At 32.4% G+C, this 15,258-nt stretch carries 23 protein-coding genes and 5 tRNA genes; 26 read left to right on the forward strand and 2 right to left on the reverse strand.

The features are described 5' to 3' along the window. Positions 1 to 172 precede the first annotated feature (172 nt). From aroQ to nusB, 16 genes are all read left to right on the forward strand, one after another. A complete protein-coding gene (aroQ, locus tag P3F81_RS05095) occupies positions 173 to 622 on the forward strand; it encodes a type II 3-dehydroquinate dehydratase (RefSeq protein ID WP_418626656.1) in 450 nt (149 codons plus the stop codon). Further along, complete coding sequence (locus P3F81_RS05100; protein WP_147670746.1) at positions 619 to 1,695, forward strand: M24 family metallopeptidase; 1,077 nt, start codon at positions 619 to 621, stop codon at positions 1,693 to 1,695. The genes aroQ and P3F81_RS05100 overlap by 4 nt, the downstream gene beginning before the upstream one ends. A 35-nt stretch (positions 1,696 to 1,730) precedes the next feature. Then, positions 1,731 to 2,288, forward strand: a complete 558-nt coding sequence (gene efp / locus P3F81_RS05105) for an elongation factor P (protein ID WP_147670744.1) — start codon at positions 1,731 to 1,733, stop codon at positions 2,286 to 2,288. A 133-nt stretch (positions 2,289 to 2,421) separates the two neighbouring features. Continuing rightward, the gene (locus P3F81_RS05110; protein ID WP_147670742.1) at positions 2,422 to 2,868 is read left to right on the forward strand and encodes a CD1247 N-terminal domain-containing protein; all 447 of its coding nucleotides are present in this window, start codon (positions 2,422 to 2,424) and stop codon (positions 2,866 to 2,868) included. A gap of 143 nt (positions 2,869 to 3,011) precedes the next feature. Beyond that, positions 3,012 to 3,947 carry a stage III sporulation protein AA gene (gene spoIIIAA / locus P3F81_RS05115; RefSeq protein WP_147670740.1) on the forward strand — a complete coding sequence of 312 codons (936 nt, stop codon included), beginning with the start codon at positions 3,012 to 3,014 and terminating at the stop codon, positions 3,945 to 3,947. A 14-nt stretch (positions 3,948 to 3,961) separates the two neighbouring features. Next, positions 3,962 to 4,483 carry a stage III sporulation protein AB gene (locus tag P3F81_RS05120; RefSeq protein WP_147670738.1) on the forward strand — a complete coding sequence of 174 codons (522 nt, stop codon included), beginning with the start codon at positions 3,962 to 3,964 and terminating at the stop codon, positions 4,481 to 4,483. 19 nt (positions 4,484 to 4,502) lie between these two features. Beyond that, a complete protein-coding gene (gene spoIIIAC / locus P3F81_RS05125) occupies positions 4,503 to 4,700 on the forward strand; it encodes a stage III sporulation protein AC (protein ID WP_147670735.1) in 198 nt (65 codons plus the stop codon). Between the two features lie 11 nt (positions 4,701 to 4,711). Beyond that, complete coding sequence (gene spoIIIAD / locus P3F81_RS05130; protein ID WP_147670733.1) at positions 4,712 to 5,098, forward strand: stage III sporulation protein AD; 387 nt, start codon at positions 4,712 to 4,714, stop codon at positions 5,096 to 5,098. Between the two features lie 9 nt (positions 5,099 to 5,107). Further along, positions 5,108 to 6,271 carry a stage III sporulation protein AE gene (spoIIIAE, locus tag P3F81_RS05135; RefSeq protein WP_147670730.1) on the forward strand — a complete coding sequence of 388 codons (1,164 nt, stop codon included), beginning with the start codon at positions 5,108 to 5,110 and terminating at the stop codon, positions 6,269 to 6,271. Between the two features lie 100 nt (positions 6,272 to 6,371). Continuing rightward, a complete protein-coding gene (spoIIIAF, locus tag P3F81_RS05140; protein WP_147670728.1) occupies positions 6,372 to 6,929 on the forward strand; it encodes a stage III sporulation protein AF in 558 nt (185 codons plus the stop codon). An 11-nt stretch (positions 6,930 to 6,940) separates the two neighbouring features. Beyond that, a complete protein-coding gene (locus tag P3F81_RS05145; protein ID WP_147670726.1) occupies positions 6,941 to 7,549 on the forward strand; it encodes a SpoIIIAG-related protein in 609 nt (202 codons plus the stop codon). A gap of 11 nt (positions 7,550 to 7,560) precedes the next feature. Beyond that, entirely contained in the window at positions 7,561 to 8,076 is a 516-nt protein-coding gene (locus tag P3F81_RS05150; RefSeq protein WP_147670724.1) for a SpoIIIAH-like family protein, read from the forward strand. 94 nt (positions 8,077 to 8,170) lie between these two features. Further along, positions 8,171 to 8,563, forward strand: a complete 393-nt coding sequence (locus P3F81_RS05155) for an Asp23/Gls24 family envelope stress response protein (RefSeq protein ID WP_147670721.1) — start codon at positions 8,171 to 8,173, stop codon at positions 8,561 to 8,563. An 18-nt stretch (positions 8,564 to 8,581) separates the two neighbouring features. After that, positions 8,582 to 9,154 (forward strand): alkaline shock response membrane anchor protein AmaP, encoded by a 573-nt coding sequence (amaP, locus tag P3F81_RS05160; protein ID WP_147670719.1) that lies wholly within the window; start codon positions 8,582 to 8,584, stop codon positions 9,152 to 9,154. A gap of 19 nt (positions 9,155 to 9,173) precedes the next feature. After that, positions 9,174 to 9,419 carry a DUF2273 domain-containing protein gene (locus tag P3F81_RS05165; RefSeq protein ID WP_147670717.1) on the forward strand — a complete coding sequence of 82 codons (246 nt, stop codon included), beginning with the start codon at positions 9,174 to 9,176 and terminating at the stop codon, positions 9,417 to 9,419. Positions 9,420 to 9,661: 242 nt separating this feature from the next. Beyond that, entirely contained in the window at positions 9,662 to 10,069 is a 408-nt protein-coding gene (gene nusB, locus P3F81_RS05170; protein ID WP_147670714.1) for a transcription antitermination factor NusB, read from the forward strand. A 43-nt stretch (positions 10,070 to 10,112) separates the two neighbouring features. On the opposite strand, the gene P3F81_RS05175 is transcribed toward nusB, so the two are convergent. Then, positions 10,113 to 10,292, reverse strand: coding sequence for a Rho termination factor N-terminal domain-containing protein (locus tag P3F81_RS05175; RefSeq protein ID WP_147670712.1), 180 nt, complete (start codon positions 10,290 to 10,292; stop codon positions 10,113 to 10,115). Between the two features lie 164 nt (positions 10,293 to 10,456). On the opposite strand from P3F81_RS05175, the gene P3F81_RS05180 reads away from it, so the two are divergent. The 10 genes from P3F81_RS05180 to P3F81_RS05225 all read left to right on the forward strand — a co-directional run bounded on the left by P3F81_RS05180 (position 10,457) and on the right by P3F81_RS05225 (position 14,882). Beyond that, entirely contained in the window at positions 10,457 to 10,606 is a 150-nt protein-coding gene (locus tag P3F81_RS05180; RefSeq protein ID WP_147670709.1) for a DUF1540 domain-containing protein, read from the forward strand. A gap of 186 nt (positions 10,607 to 10,792) precedes the next feature. Continuing rightward, complete coding sequence (locus P3F81_RS05185; RefSeq protein WP_309320722.1) at positions 10,793 to 11,452, forward strand: hypothetical protein; 660 nt, start codon at positions 10,793 to 10,795, stop codon at positions 11,450 to 11,452. Positions 11,453 to 11,468: 16 nt separating this feature from the next. Then, positions 11,469 to 12,269, forward strand: a complete 801-nt coding sequence (thiD, locus tag P3F81_RS05190; protein WP_147670705.1) for a bifunctional hydroxymethylpyrimidine kinase/phosphomethylpyrimidine kinase — start codon at positions 11,469 to 11,471, stop codon at positions 12,267 to 12,269. A gap of 128 nt (positions 12,270 to 12,397) precedes the next feature. After that, positions 12,398 to 12,474, forward strand: a tRNA-Asp gene (locus P3F81_RS05195). 3 nt (positions 12,475 to 12,477) lie between these two features. Continuing rightward, positions 12,478 to 12,553, forward strand: a tRNA-Phe gene (locus P3F81_RS05200). A 25-nt stretch (positions 12,554 to 12,578) separates the two neighbouring features. Next, a tRNA-Gly gene (locus P3F81_RS05205) sits at positions 12,579 to 12,653 on the forward strand. A 6-nt stretch (positions 12,654 to 12,659) separates the two neighbouring features. Further along, a tRNA-Cys gene (locus tag P3F81_RS05210) sits at positions 12,660 to 12,734 on the forward strand. Between the two features lie 14 nt (positions 12,735 to 12,748). Next, positions 12,749 to 12,837 (forward strand) — tRNA-Leu (locus P3F81_RS05215). Positions 12,838 to 12,971: 134 nt separating this feature from the next. Further along, entirely contained in the window at positions 12,972 to 14,495 is a 1,524-nt protein-coding gene (locus P3F81_RS05220) for a hypothetical protein (RefSeq protein ID WP_147670703.1), read from the forward strand. 12 nt (positions 14,496 to 14,507) lie between these two features. Then, positions 14,508 to 14,882, forward strand: a complete 375-nt coding sequence (locus P3F81_RS05225; protein ID WP_147670701.1) for a TFIIB-type zinc ribbon-containing protein — start codon at positions 14,508 to 14,510, stop codon at positions 14,880 to 14,882. On the opposite strand, the gene P3F81_RS05230 is transcribed toward P3F81_RS05225, so the two are convergent. Further along, positions 14,862 to 15,203: a hypothetical protein gene (locus P3F81_RS05230; protein ID WP_147670699.1), complete on the reverse strand. Its 342-nt coding sequence runs from the start codon at positions 15,201 to 15,203 to the stop codon at positions 14,862 to 14,864. The two genes, P3F81_RS05225 and P3F81_RS05230, sit on opposite strands and share 21 nt — an antisense overlap. Positions 15,204 to 15,258 lie beyond the last annotated feature (55 nt).

The raw sequence follows: 15,258 nt of genomic DNA on the forward strand, positions 1-15,258 counted from the left end.
CTTATTGTTTGCTTTTATAAGGTATGATTCTTGGGATATAGAGAAAATAATTTTGTTAAAAAAAGAAAATACTAATAAGTGAAAATATTTGATTAACCAAATATTTTCTAGTCAATATATCTATTTTATGATAAAATAATAAAGCTATATTTCGTATAAGGCAGTGATGCAATTGAAGAAAATTTTAGTTTTGCATGGACCTAATCTAAATTTATTAGGCAAACGTGAACCACATATTTATGGTTCTACAACTTTAGATGATATTAATGAAGGGTTAAGAAAAAAATGTAGTGAGTTGGGAATCTTGTTTGAATCTGTACAAAGCAATTATGAAGGTGTTTTAGTAGATAAAATTCAAGCCGCAGATGGTGATTATAATTGCATTATTATTAATGCTGCGGCATTTACCCATTATAGTATCGCTTTGCGTGATGCTTTAGCTGCAATTCGTGTCCCAGCGATTGAGGTTCACTTATCTAATATTCATAAGCGAGAAGAGTTTCGACATCATTCCGTTATAGCTCCTGTTGTTGTTGGACAAATTTGTGGATTTGGCAGTGACAGCTATTTTGTTGCATTAGAAGCTGCTTGCCGAATTATGTATAGGGAGGCGGGCGAATGAATGCTCGTTTAAGTAATTTAAGAGATTTTCTGTTTAAAGAAAATTTAGATGCAATCGTTATTAATAAACCAGAGAATAGAAGATATTTTAGTGGATTTACAGGAACTTCTGGAATATTGCTAATTAGTGCCAAAACGTCAGATTTAATTACTGACTTTCGTTATGTTGAACAAGCAACTAAACAAGCAACTAAACAAGCAACTTGTTTTAAAATTATTGAACATAAGCAGAGTATTATAGAAATACTAGCTGAAGTTATACAAAGAAATGGTTTTGCTAAGATTGGTTTCGAAGGTGATTTTTTTACTTATAATGAATTTGCCCAATTAGCTAAAGTAACACATGATATTCAATTAAAACCGGTTGAGCTTGATGCCTTGCGATCAGTAAAGGATAAATTAGAAATAGATGACTTAAAAAAGGCTGTAGAAATTAGTGATAAAGCTTTTGAATATATTTTATCTTTTATTAAACCGGGCATATCAGAACTGGAAGTTGCTGTTGAATTAGAAAATTATATGCGCAAATTAGGGTCGCAAAAGCCAGCTTTTGACACAATTGTTGCTTCTGGAATACGAAGTAGTTTACCTCATGGTGTTGCATCAGAAAAGAAAATTGAAGATGGTGATTTTGTAACAATGGATTTTGGCGCTGTTTTCAATGGATATCATTCTGATATAACAAGAACTGTTTGTGTAGGTAAGGCAACGGCAAAGCAAAAAGATATTTATCAACTTGTTTTAGATGCACATTTAGCTGGTGAAGCGGCGATTAGTATCCATAAAACAGGTAAAGAAATAGATAATGAGGTAAGACAAATTATCATTAATGCTGGTTATGGTAAATTCTTTGGACATGGATTAGGACATGGCGTTGGGCTTGCAATTCATGAATTTCCACGGTTATCACCATTAAGCAAGTGTGGTAAGTTACGTGAAAATATGGTAGTTACCGTTGAACCGGGAGTGTACTTACCTAATTGGGGTGGAGTGCGAATTGAAGATACTGTTGTGGTTACTGCAAATGGTTGTGAAGTTTTAACCAAAAGTAGTAAACACTTAATAGAATTATAATAAACCCATAATATGGGATGTGGAGGGCTTAAGTAATGATATCTAGTAGTGATTTTAGAACAGGTTTAACTCTTGAAATTGATAATGCTGTATGGCAAATTGTTGATTTCCAACATGTAAAACCTGGTAAAGGTGCTGCGTTTGTAAGAACTAAAATTAAAAATGTTAAAACTGGTGCAGTCGTTGAACGTACGTTTAACCCAAATGAAAAATTGCCTAAAGCGCATCTTGAAAATCGTGCAATGCAATTTTTGTATGAAAATGATGGTATGTATACATTTATGGATAATGAAACTTACGATCAAACAGAACTTACAAAAGAGCAACTTGGCGATGCTTTAAAATTTTTAAAAGAAAATATGGACATTAGTTTACAAACTTTTAAAGGTAGTATTATTGGCGTCGATTTACCAAATTCTGTTGAGTTGGAAGTAGTAGAATGTGATCCTGGTGTACGTGGTGATACAGCAACAGGTGCAACAAAAATGGCAAAACTTGAAACTGGTTATTCTGTTCGTGTTCCTTTATTTATCAATCAAGGTGATGTATTACGTATTGATACTCGTACAGGAAATTATATCGAAAGAGCATAAGCGATGCTTTTCAGAATTAAAAAGCTGTCATAAAATAATTTTTATGACAGCTTTTTTGTTTTTAGCATAGAACCTGTTTTTTTAAGCATAATACAATTAGAATCCGTTATATGTGCTAAAAGGAGGTTTTGATATGGCTGGAATTAAAGAACGTGTTGCTTATTTACATGGATTAACAAAAGGTTTAAATGTAGATGAACATACACCAGAAGGAAAAGTATTATTAAATATTATTGATGTTCTTAATGATATGGCAGAAGATGTTGAGGATATTTATTTACAACAACAAGATTTAGAAAGCTATGTAGAAACATTAGATGAAGATTTGAACGATTTAGAAGATGAAGTGTATGATTCAAACTGTATTTGTGAAGATGATCTTATAGAAATGCAATGTCCGGTATGTCATGAAGATGTGTCTTTTGAGGCTGATATACTTGATGCAAAAGAAGATATTGAAGTTACCTGCCCGCATTGTGGCGGTGTTGTTTATGACACAATGATTGATTGCGACTATTCAGAAGTTCATGACGAAGATGATTATGATCATCATTACGGTTCTCATCATCCTGGATTATAATAAAGTAGTTGTTTTATAAAATAAAATATTGTTTTAAAAGAGGGCATGAAATATTTTTCATGCCCTCTTTTAATAGTTGTACTATTTTTTTTAGTATTTGCATATTTATAGTAGAAAGATGATATAAGACTAGAGGAGACTTTATGTTTTTTACAGAGATTATACATCGTTATTTGCCTAAGAATTTAATAGAACTATTAATGTTAGTAGATAAATGCATATTAGAAGATGTAATTGAGATTAGATTTAGGGTTAATCAACCGGTTTTGTTGATTGTACCGGCAATGGAGTTGGTGTTAAAGACAAATGGTAACAGCTATATTTGTAAATGTTCGGACTTACAAAAAATTATGCAAATGATAAGTAAAAATTCCATTTATGCGTTAGAAGAGGAATTGAAATTGGGATTTATTACAATTGAGGGTGGTCATAGAGTTGGATTTGTAGGAAAAGCAATTATGGATCATGGACATATTAAAGCTTTAAAAAATATTAGTTCATTAAATTTTAGAATTGCCAAAAGTGTGATTCATTGTGCACGGCCAATAATCCCATATTTAATAAAAGAAAGCCATGTTTTAAATACTTTAATCGTTGCACCGCCACGGGCGGGGAAAACTACTTTATTGCGAGACTTAATAAGAAATTTTAGTAATGGATGTTCTTTTTTTAAAGGTGTACAAGTTGGGGTAGTTGATGAAAGGAGCGAATTAGCAGCTGTAAGAGATGGAGTACCGTGTATGGATATAGGGATGCGAACTGATATTTTAGATGGATGCCCAAAGGCAGAGGGTATCTTAATGTTAATTAGAACCATGGCACCTGCTGTAATTGTTACAGATGAATTGGGAAGAAAAGAGGATGTCGTTGCATTAGAAGAAGCACTACATGCAGGGGTAAGTGTAATATCTACAGTGCATGGAAGTTCTATATCTGATATAGCGAATAGGCCTTATATTTCAGATTTAATTCGGCAACGTTATTTTGAACGTTATATAATTTTGACGAATAAACCATCCATTGGAACGGTAAAGGAAATTATTGATGCAAAAACTGAAGCGGCGATATTTTCAATATAAAGGTTGGTGATTTTATGTGGTTTAAAATTGCTGGCAGTATTTTTATTTTATTTTCGTGTACATATTTTGGGTTATATTTAGCAAAACAATGTCAAAATAGAGCAAGGCACATACGGCAAATTTTAAGTTGTATTGTATCGTTGAAAGGATATATGACTTACGGAGCAGTTCCTTTATCTGAGGGGATTGCGGATTGTAGTAAAGGGATAGAAGGAATAACGGCAGATTTTTTTTCGGATTTTTCTAAAAGATTGCAAGAGGATTACACGCTTACACCTAAGGGTGCAATTATACAAACACTTTCTATTTATGAAAAAAAATTGGCATTGAATCAAGAGGATAAAGAAGTTCTGATTCTTTTTGCTAGTCAGTTGGGAATTATGGATAGAATTGAACAAGAAAAGTATTTGACAATGATTGAAAAAAGACTTGATTTCTTAGCCGGTGAAGCTGCTAGAAATTGTGATGCAAATTGTAAAATGTATCGATATCTAGGGTTATGCAGCGGCTTATTAATTATTCTAATGTTGATTTAGGAGCCTTGGAGGGGTGAGGATGGGATTAGATTTATTATTTAAGATTGCAGGCGTTGGGATTTTAGTATCTGTATTCCATACTGCATTAAAACAAGCAGGGAAAGAAGATATGGCACACTTATGCACATTGGCTGGATTTACTTTAGTTTTACTTTGGGTTGTTGAACTCTTGGGGCGTTTATTTCACACAGTGCAAGATGTTTTTAAGCTCTTATAAGAGGTGTAGCTATGGGAATAGTGCAAATTATTGGTTTAGGATTTATTGTTACATTATTAATTCTCGTTATTCGCAGGGATAGACCGGAAATGGCTGTTCAATTAAGTTTGGCACTAGCTGCAATAATTTTTCTATTAGTATTAAGCAAAATCGATGTAGTTTTAACATTGTTTCGCGACCTAGCGGAAAAGGCACAAATTAGCTCGCTATACTTAAATACTCTTTTAAAGATTATTGGAATTGCTTACATCACTGAGTTTGGTGCACAAGTTTGTCGTGATGCAGGAGAAGGAGCGGTTGCAAGTAAAATTGAGTTTGCAGGAAAAGTATTTGTAATGGTCATGGCAGTTCCAATTATTGCTTTAGTTTTAGATACTATTGTAAAACTAATACCATAGGGTGATAAAATGAAAAAATTTTTTACCATAATTCTTTATTTTTTTCTTTTTACAACGAACGTATATGCTGAAGAAGTAGTAAATCGCGATGAAATAGAGGCTGAAGTTTTTTCAACATTATCTACGGATGCAGTAAATCATTTTATAGATGATATAAATAAAGATTTAACAGTGACGGTGCCCTCATTGGATATAGCGACAATTAAGAAAATTGCAGAAAAAGGGCTTGATCTTGATTTTACAGGTATCGGCAATGATATCATGCGAAAAATTTTTCATGAAATAGTAACGAATGCAGAAATTATGGGAAAATTACTTTTTCTAGCTGTACTTTGTACATTGCTTAGAAATTTGCAAAATTCTTTTGAAAATTCATCTATTGCAATGTTGGCGTATAGTGTGTGTTTTGTATTTTTATCCGTTATTGCGTTAACGGCATTTTATCATGCATTGCAAATTGCCGCGAAAACAATAGACAGTATGGTTACTTTTATGGAAGCTATATTACCTTTGATGATCACGTTACTTGCGGGAGTAGGAGCGTTAACTTCTGCTTCGCTATTTTCTCCATTGATGGTTATTGTAGTAGGTATGATTAGTAATCTAGTAAAAACGGTAGTTTTTCCGCTTCTTATGATTAGTGCAGGTTTAGAATGTACAAATTATATTGCTGATAAATATAAATTAAGTAATCTTACATCGCTGCTAAAACAAAGTAGTATGGTTTGTTTAGGGTTTATGATGGTTGTGTTTATTGGAATTATAACTATTCAAGGCGTGACAGGGGGTGTCGCAGATGGATTGACTTTACGTACTGCAAAATTTGCAACAGCATCGTTTATCCCTGTGGTTGGTAAGGTTTTTGCTGATACAGTTGAATTAGCTATGGGGGCGGCATTGCTCATCAAAAACTCTATAGGAATTTTTGGGGTAATTGTAATTATAATGATTTGTTTATTGCCAATGATAAAAATGTTTTCTTTGGTGTTGATTATAAAAGTTACAGGAGCTTTAATTCAGCCAATGGGGGACGAGCGAATGGCAAAATGCTTAATGTCGATAGGCAACCATTTATTATTGGCAGCGGGAGCTTTGTTAACAGTAGTTCTTATGTTTTTTTTAGCGATTACAATGATTGTTGGAATAGGAAGCATGGCTGTAATGCTTAGATAAGTAGAGTGATTTTACAAAACTTTATTTTGAAACAATACAAATTGCTTCAAAGATATTTTACTCTAATTTCAGCATTATCGGATAAAGGTAGGTGGTAGTAATGATACAAGCAATTTCTGAATGGGCAAAAAATTTAATTTTTCTTGTTGTATTTGCTACTTTTTTAGAGATGCTTTTACCGAGCAGTCAAATGCAAAAATTTTTGCGTGTAATTGTTGGTTTGTTAATCATGATGGCTATTTTGAATCCTATTGTTAATTTATTTGAAGATATTGAGTCAGGACAGGATATTCCTGTGTTTAAACAGGATAATTTCTCAGCTAAATATGAAATAAGGCAAGATGAGCACATGTATATTAAAATTTATGAAAAGGAATTAGCTCGTCAGATAAAGTCTACAATAAAATCTTTAGAAGGCATTCAAAATGTAGATGTAATTGTACATGCAGATAAAAATGTTAAGCAGGGAAAAGTCGAAAGTGTTGAAATTATGATTCAGCAGCAAGGAAAAGGGTTGAATATAAAACCAATTCATATTCGAATGCAAGAAAATAATGAAATAGGAAAACTAGATGAAAAAACTGAAAAAAAAGTTTTGCATACGGTATCTGAACTTTATCAGATTCCTTTAGAAATTATTAAAATACAGGTTATGTAAGGAGAAATTAGATGAGCGGGATTTTAAGTAAATGGAGAAATATAAATGAGCAGTATTTTATGCCTATATTAAAAGGAAATATATTCAATATGCGCGTTGTTTGGGTTGGGGTTATTGGTATTTTGTTATTAATTTTAGGTAATGTTTTAAATGGACAAACAAATCTGGAGGAAAAAGAAAATACAAATCTAAAGACCTCTGTAATTAATCAATCCACACCAATAAATGAAGAGCAAATAATAGAAAATAAAATTGTACAGTTGTTGTCAAAGGTTAAAGGGGCTGGAAATGTTGCTGTTAGTGTTACTTTAGAAGGGGGATCATCTAAAGAAACTGCACAAAATATAACGAAAGAAACAAAAACAACTGAAGAAAAGGATACTTCGGGCGGAATTAGAACGACAACAGAATCTAAAGAGAGTAACCAAATTTTAATGAGTAAAGAAAATGGAATGGATAAAGCGATTGTAATAAGAGAAGTTAAGCCGGAAATAAAAGGCGTAATGGTAGTAGCTGATGGAGCGGTAAATTCTAATATAAAAGCTGATTTAACAAAAGCCGTTGCTACGGGACTTGGGATTGCAAGCTATAAAATTACTGTATTACCAAAGCAAAAGTGAGGTTTTAGTGGATGATTATTGAGTTAAAAAAACATAAAAATTATATAATAATTGTATGCTTCTTTATTTTATTGGGAATTCTCTATATAATTAGAAATATTGAGTATATGAAAAATGCAAAAGCCGATTCATCAAATGCAGTTCAAGTGGTTAGCAAAATAGAGGAAGAACCTTTAAATAATGTGGATTTTTTTATGGAATACCGACTAGAGCGGGATAAAATGCGTAGTGAACAGTCAGATGTTCTTAGGGAATCAATTAAAAACGGTCAAACTGAAGAAATTCGGAAAAATGCGCAGGCAAATATCTTGAAAATTCTACAGGAAAAAGAGCGGGAAAATGAAATGGAAAGTTTAATTAGGGCAAAAGGTTTTTCTGATGCATTAGTTTTTTGTCGGGATAGTTCAGCTAGCATTTTAGTTAGGGGGAGCAATTTATCACAAAACGAAGTAATGCAAGTGGCTGATATAGTGAGTAGAATCGGCAATATAAAAAAAGAAAATATAACAATCAGTGTAAAAGAATAAGAAAAAGCTAAGCCCTAATTGTAACTATAATATTTTTTTGTTATAATTTAGTTAGGTAGTATAGATTTAGATATGGATGGCGGGAGGTTTTGTTATGGATAAAGTAGTTGAAACGAATGTAAATACAGGTGGTACAATTCGTATTGCGGATGAAGTAGTTAGTATTATTGCTGGGCTAGCGGCAACGGAAGTGGATGGAATATCTGCGATGAGCGGTGGGCTTGCAGGCGGAATTGCTGAGATTTTAGGTAAAAAAAATTTTGCTAAAGGTGTCAAGGTAGAAGTTGGAGAACGTGAGGCTGCCGTTGATTTATATATTATTGTTGAATATGGTGTACGTATTCCAGATGTTGCGTTGACTGTTCAAGAAAATGTAAAAAAAGCAATTGAAAATATGACTGGGCTTAATGTAGTCGAAGTAAATGTTCATGTACAAGGGGTCGGATTTCCAGAAGATAATAAGGTTGAAGACACAAGAGTTCGTTAAGGAAGAGATGGGATTTTCATGAAGATACTAGATCGATTTTTTCTTCTAATTTTTAGTTTAACGATATTTACTCTAAGTACGGGTGTAGCGATTGTATCTCTACACCTGTTTTCTGATGATTTTTTACAGAATAATTTAATTTATTTATATTCACAATGGGAAACTGGAGTAGTAGCGCTTTTGATAGCAATAATTGCTTTAAGATTGTTATTGGTGAGCTGTAAGTCAGCACATTCAAATAAAAATTTCAATGCTATTGTTGTTGTTACTGAGTTAGGTCAAGTGAATGTTACTGTTGCAGCGATAAAAAACTTATTAACAAAAAGTATTCAAGCGATAAATGGCGTGCGAGATATTCAAGTTTTAGTATATGCGGACAAGCCTTCTAAAAATACGAATGAATCAAGTCGATTAAATCTTAAGTTAAAAATTGTTGTGGGGCCGGATCAAATTATTCCGGAGCTAACAAATAAAATTACGCAACTTGTCAAGGAACGAATGCAGCAAATTGTGGGAATTGATGTTATGGATGTAGAGGTTTGTATTGAGGATATATCTAATACAGTGGCTTCGAAACCTAGAGTTGTTTAATTTAATAGAGGTGGTAGTCATGGAGTTTAAAGGCTATATAAATTCGCTGATAGAAAAACTAAAAGAGAAAAATTCAGGAAAGACGATAGGGTCAATTGTTGGATTCTTTATGGGAGCGCTTATTTTATATGTAGGTTTTTTAAAAACTTTGTTTATTATTTTATGTGTATTAATAGGTTTTTTTATTGGAAAACGCGTAGATGATAAAGATGATTTAATGGAGATTGTTAATAAGATTATTCCTTCGGGATTTAAGAGATACTAATGAGGCATATACTAAATTTAATTCTTAATGAAAATAAAGTAAGGCTAAATTCAATATAGTTTTTCTGAATTTTAGTTGTACTTATCTAGGAATTTAGTTAGTACTAACTCTCGCTTGTAGAAGATGAGAATCTTAAAGAAGATTAGTTATTAGATAAATGAATTTTATTTAATGATTTATAGAGAAGTTTTTTGTTAAAATAGGTTTAATTTCGTAATATATGATTAAAGGATGGAATTTTTATGAGTCGTAGAAATGCAAGAGAAGTAGCATTACAAGCGCTATTTCAATTAGATTTTAATGAAATGGAAAGCGTAGAAGCATTAGAATCTGCACTGAATGAGAAAAAAAATATGAGCGATAGCGCGAGAGAATATGCAAAAATCCTTGTCTGTGGAACAAAAGATCATTTGGGTAAAATTGATGAATTGATTTCTAAACATTCTACAGAATGGAAAGTAAATCGTATGCCAAGTGTGGATCGGAATATTGTTCGTATTGCTTTATATGAACTTGGCTTTAGCGAAGAAAAATTAGCGGCTAATATTGTTATTAATGAAGCTGTTGAGCTTGCAAAGAGATTTGGTACAGATTCATCACCTAAATTTGTAAATGGAATATTGGGTGCGTTTATAAAAGAGGCACAATAAAAAAGAAAACCGCTTAATGCGGTTTTTGTTATTTTAAAATAAATTATTTTAGGCAATCACTACGCCAAAGGCATTTATCCTGATCACAATTTCCATTTGCAGTTCCAAAACAAGGAATATTATTTTCAGCTTTTTGAATTGCTTGAATAAGTTCAGCTTTTTTCATTGATCGAGGTGCTATACCAAATTTTTTTGCAATTCCTTTAATTTCTTTTAAATTCATTATATATCACTCCTATAATAAAGTTTATTATTATCTGTTTATCAAGATATAATATTCTATTCGTCTAAAAAACAGAAAATCCTTCCATTTTTGGGTTGTGATTTTTGTCGTCGAATAAAATAAAAATTTTTAATCATACTAATCTTGTTAGGAGGTGATTAGATATGGCTAAAGATGTTAAATGTATAGTTAGCAATTGTCAATATTATGGATCAGGTGATTCCTGCCAAGCAAGCTCTATTGAAGTATGTACGGATAAAAAAAGCTGTGGTTGCTCAGCAGAAACAAACTGTAAAACATTTCGCGCAAGATAATAAAAGCAAAAAAAGAGACTGCATATGCAGTCTCTTTTTTTTGTGATATAGTATAAAATAGATGAAAACAAAACTTTGTTTTTTAATGATTGAATTTAATGACTTATCCATGGATAAGGGCGACCGAGTTCAGGTAGAGTAACCCTCTACCATCAAGGATTACTTTAAAAGATTTGAGGAATTTTTGTGGAGCAAATTATTGAACAAGTAAAAGAATGGGAATATATAAAGCAGCTTCCAAAGGAGTTATTTGGGTTTCAATTAAAATATGATATGGACACCATAGGGGATGCGTATTATATTTTTACTTATGAAGACGCTAAAAGGCGTAGAAAAATGAGTGTTTATTATCATGAAGAGACAAAAGAATATAAGGTTAAAACTAAAATTGGTTTAACTGAGTTTTGTAATATTGATTTTATTACTTCTAAATTAGAAGATTTTGAAGAATTGTTGAAAACTCGTTTTGAAAATTCATTAAAGAGTATTGCAATTTTTGATGTAAATAATTTAGATAGTATTGTGATTGATAAAAAAATATTAACATGGAAATATATAGAAAAATTACCTAGAATAATAGAAGGGTTTACTTTATTTATTAATCCATCAGAACCTGTTCGATGTATTAATGGCTCTTATATTATTTTTGACTATTGCGATTTCGAAAAAGAAAGTAATTTTATTATTTATTACAATATTTTTCGAGATGAATTTTTTGGAGATGCAAGAATTAATCAAATTCCAGAAATGACATATACTTTTGATGCGCGAGAATTAGTTGATTTAGAAGAAAAATTAGATGCACATTTAATTGAAAGATTAAAAGAAATTCGGTCACGAATATAAAAGGCAGGAGATAATGATGAAAACAGCGTTAACAATAGCGGGATCTGATTCAAGTGGTGGTGCTGGAATTCAAGCAGATTTAAAAACATTTTCGGCTTTAGGCGTATTTGGAATGAGTGCAATTACTGCAATTACAGCGCAAAATACTTGTGGTGTAACTGAGATTCGAGAGATGGATTCGATGATTATTAGTGCTCAAATTGATGCAGTATATACAGATATTGCAGTTAATGCAGTTAAAATAGGGATGTTATCTAGCAGTATGATTATTGAAACTGTTGCAGAGAGTTTAGAGAGAAATCATGCGAAGAATATTGTATTAGACACAGTAATGATTTCAAAGAGTGGCAGCTATTTATTAAAACCAGAGGCGGTAGATACATTAAAAAGATGTCTTATTCCAAAAGCATTAATTGTTACGCCAAATTTACATGAGGCAAGTGCGCTAGTAGGGTTTGATGTAATAGATATGAAATCAATGAAAAAAGCTGCGCTTGTATTAAATGAGATGGGAGCAGCATATGTTGTAGTGAAAGGTGGGCACTTAGAAGGTGATGCATGTGATTTATTATATGATGGGAAAGAGATGATGGTTTTTCCGAATAAAAGAATTCGAACGATTCACACACATGGTACGGGATGTACCTTTTCATCTGCAATTGCAGCTGGATTAGCAAAAGGGCTAGAGATAAAGGATGCTGTTCGTGTGGCAAAGGAATATGTTACGATTGCAATAAAACATGGATTTTCATTAGGAAAGGGCGTAGGACCGACGCATCATTTTTATGATTTATATAAAAAGGCTGGATTAATTTAAAAAAAAGTATTGACAATATGATGTAAAATACATATAATATTAATTGTCGCTGAGGTATATGCGATGGATTGAAAAATAAGTTGACATTAATGTTGTTAAATGATATAATAAATGATGTCACTGATAACGGCCCGGTAGTTTAGTTGGTTAGAATGCCGCCCTGTCACGGCGGAGGTCAGGGGTTCAAGTCCCCTTCGGGTCGCCATTTGCCTTGGTAGCTCAGTCGGTAGAGCAGAGGACTGAAAATCCTCGTGTCGGCGGTTCGATTCCGTCCTAAGGCACCATGATTTTCAGAAGTAAGTTTTATATGCGGAAATAGCTCAGTGGTAGAGCATCGCCTTGCCAAGGCGAGGGTCGCGAGTTCGAATCTCGTTTTCCGCTCCATAGTAAGGCGACATAGCCAAGTGGTAAGGCAGAGGTCTGCAAAACCTTTATTCCCCAGTTCAAATCTGGGTGTCGCCTCCAAAATTATATATTATGCCGGGGTGGCGGAACTGGCAGACGCACGGGACTTAAAATCCCGCGGATAGAAATATCCGTACCGGTTCGATTCCGGTCCTCGGCACCATTATGGTGTTTTTTTATTTTGATTTTAAGCGGGAGATGATCTCCCGCTTTTTTGCATATTTAGATAGTGGTCGATTCTTTATTTAAATGATATAATGAATAATGCAGGAAAGAAAGAGGAGATTATTAATTTTAATGAAGAACGTATATGAGAAGATTCAAGATTTTTATCGGGAATTGTCTGATTACTATCCGATTATTACCCGTTCTCTTGTTGATGGATATCTTCGCCAAAGAGCATGGCAGGGCTTAGGCCATGGTGAATTAGAAGAAGTATGGATAGTTTTGCAGGCTTTTCTTCGTTATGTTACATATGAAGAGTTTGTAGACTTAGATAAAATAGTAGAAGATGATTATCAAAATTTATTATTGTGGATTATTGATGATGTAAAAAAGGATAATGATGAGGAGCAAGCTTTAAAAGATATTTTTATTGTCTTAAAAGATTTTTATGCATATTTAATTAAAAAGAATGTACTTTTAAGTTTAGATGGATTGCATAATGCTGAACAGAAATTTTCATCTGTTGAATCTTTATCTTTACCAAATGAGATGACTATGGGAACAACAATTTTTGATGAAAATTTTCAGGAGTCAGATTTATTGTTAGAGGATATCGCTGATAAGCTAAATTTATTATTAGAACGCTTGCTATCTGATATTGGACGTTATTTTAAAGGGGAGAAGTTCATTGCAGATTTCAATCGAGCATTAAGTTTATATTCAGGTCCATTCAATGCTATCCCTGAGGATGATGGTGAAGAGTTTTGGTTAGGGTTTTGGGATTATTTTTTATTTGACTATCACTTGATAGAAACGGATAGTAAACCATTAGCGCATTTTTATAAAATGAAACAAACTGAACTGACACATGATGAAAAGCATGTCATTTCTGATTTGTTACAAGCAAAATTTACTGTTTTTTATATTAAGCGTATTTTGAATAATTCGATGGTAGAATGTGTAGATCTATTTACAGATGAAATTATAAAATTACCAATGCCAGATTACGGAATTGGAGATTATAAAAAGATGCTATTTTATGGTCATATCTATGTGAATGGTATCGTAATGTTAAATTATATTAGTAGTATTCCGGTTAGTAAGATTTTGCGTAAACGAATTAAGGAAGAAATCTTACATCAATGTGAATTATATAAAGCTCAAGATCCGCTTGCAGGTATAGCAGATTTTTTTAAGCGTCATGCTATTTTAGTAAGACATACAATTGATATTTTAGTTAATTTAGCAAAGCTAAACGTCGTGCAGCCGGAAAGATTAAATGTGCATTTTGAGCAGAATACAATTATTGATGATCCAGATTTTAATGTTACAGTTTTATTGCAGATTATGGCGAAAAAATATCAATTATCTATATATGATATGAAGTTGCTTTTAAAGATGTGGTGTGATTACTCCAGTCTGAGAAAGAAAGTCCAGGATAAATCGGAGTTAATTGCAAGTGCAATATTTCTTATTTTTATAGAAATGAATGGAATTCATCATATCAATAGTGATTTTTTTAAACGTGAACTAAATTTGCTAGATAGCGAATTAAATCAACAAATGCATGATATAATTGAAACATTAGAATTACAAGAATTCGATTCGCGTTACTTAACGGAGGAAGGATTTATCCTTTCGCTTTATGTTTTTTAAGGAGGAGCGCATATGAAATGTATAAATTGTAATCAAGAAATCGATGAAGCAGTTGATAAATGTCCATATTGCGGTAATGAAATTCAAAATAGTGTACGTGTTTTAACGAATGAAGAAAAAATAAAATATGATGGAGTTACTATTGAGAGTGAATCAAATGAAGAAGGCAACCAATCTTATTCATTTAATGATGCTATGGATGGACAACATCATATTTTTGTAAAAAATGTTAATTTTAGAACGTCTAGTTGGACTTCGCGGTTATTGATTTTTCTTATTATCGCAGGAATATTATCATTTTTGCTGTTTATAGCACTTCCGGTAGCTTTAGTAGGGATTGGGATTGGTGTTATTGTTTGGTCGATTTTAAGTTTTTTTAAAGGTTGACTCAAGTGTAGTCATTTTTTCTGTTAATGTATTAATTTTTGACTCTAATTCAGAAAGCTGCGTAGCGGTATCTACTGAATTAGAGTTATTTTCATTTGTTGTACTTGTTTGATCTGAAGAACAAATCGTATAGATTGCATTTGGATTAGGGTTAGCGCCGATGACTGCTTGGATAACTAAAATATTTTGGCCTAGACTACAAAGAAAATTACCGAGGATGTTTAATTGATTCGCATTTAATTGATTAGAAAACACTACTGTAAGCAATATGCTTAGACTTAGTAGTTCATTGCTATTTAAAGAGAAAAAATCATCTTCCATATAGATTTTTATCCTCCTAAGGATTTAGTATTATACTTTATTCTTTATATAAATT

Source organism: Selenobaculum gibii (assembly GCF_030273445.1).
Classification (GTDB): Bacteria; Bacillota; Negativicutes; order ICN-92133; family ICN-92133; genus Selenobaculum; species Selenobaculum gibii.

Coding starts and splice junctions, on each gene's coding strand:
- P3F81_RS05100 (WP_147670746.1), top strand. CDS start 619: ATGAATGCTCGTTTAAGTAATTTAAGAGATTTTCTGTTTAAAGAAAAT.
- efp (WP_147670744.1), top strand. CDS start 1,731: ATGATATCTAGTAGTGATTTTAGAACAGGTTTAACTCTTGAAATTGAT.
- P3F81_RS05110 (WP_147670742.1), top strand. CDS start 2,422: ATGGCTGGAATTAAAGAACGTGTTGCTTATTTACATGGATTAACAAAA.
- spoIIIAA (WP_147670740.1), top strand. CDS start 3,012: ATGTTTTTTACAGAGATTATACATCGTTATTTGCCTAAGAATTTAATA.
- P3F81_RS05120 (WP_147670738.1), top strand. CDS start 3,962: ATGTGGTTTAAAATTGCTGGCAGTATTTTTATTTTATTTTCGTGTACA.
- spoIIIAC (WP_147670735.1), top strand. CDS start 4,503: ATGGGATTAGATTTATTATTTAAGATTGCAGGCGTTGGGATTTTAGTA.
- spoIIIAD (WP_147670733.1), top strand. CDS start 4,712: ATGGGAATAGTGCAAATTATTGGTTTAGGATTTATTGTTACATTATTA.
- spoIIIAE (WP_147670730.1), top strand. CDS start 5,108: ATGAAAAAATTTTTTACCATAATTCTTTATTTTTTTCTTTTTACAACG.
- spoIIIAF (WP_147670728.1), top strand. CDS start 6,372: ATGATACAAGCAATTTCTGAATGGGCAAAAAATTTAATTTTTCTTGTT.
- P3F81_RS05145 (WP_147670726.1), top strand. CDS start 6,941: ATGAGCGGGATTTTAAGTAAATGGAGAAATATAAATGAGCAGTATTTT.
- P3F81_RS05150 (WP_147670724.1), top strand. CDS start 7,561: ATGATTATTGAGTTAAAAAAACATAAAAATTATATAATAATTGTATGC.
- P3F81_RS05155 (WP_147670721.1), top strand. CDS start 8,171: ATGGATAAAGTAGTTGAAACGAATGTAAATACAGGTGGTACAATTCGT.
- amaP (WP_147670719.1), top strand. CDS start 8,582: ATGAAGATACTAGATCGATTTTTTCTTCTAATTTTTAGTTTAACGATA.
- P3F81_RS05165 (WP_147670717.1), top strand. CDS start 9,174: ATGGAGTTTAAAGGCTATATAAATTCGCTGATAGAAAAACTAAAAGAG.
- nusB (WP_147670714.1), top strand. CDS start 9,662: ATGAGTCGTAGAAATGCAAGAGAAGTAGCATTACAAGCGCTATTTCAA.
- P3F81_RS05175 (WP_147670712.1), bottom strand. CDS start 10,292: ATGAATTTAAAAGAAATTAAAGGAATTGCAAAAAAATTTGGTATAGCA.
- P3F81_RS05180 (WP_147670709.1), top strand. CDS start 10,457: ATGGCTAAAGATGTTAAATGTATAGTTAGCAATTGTCAATATTATGGA.
- thiD (WP_147670705.1), top strand. CDS start 11,469: ATGAAAACAGCGTTAACAATAGCGGGATCTGATTCAAGTGGTGGTGCT.
- P3F81_RS05220 (WP_147670703.1), top strand. CDS start 12,972: ATGAAGAACGTATATGAGAAGATTCAAGATTTTTATCGGGAATTGTCT.
- P3F81_RS05225 (WP_147670701.1), top strand. CDS start 14,508: ATGAAATGTATAAATTGTAATCAAGAAATCGATGAAGCAGTTGATAAA.
- P3F81_RS05230 (WP_147670699.1), bottom strand. CDS start 15,203: ATGGAAGATGATTTTTTCTCTTTAAATAGCAATGAACTACTAAGTCTA.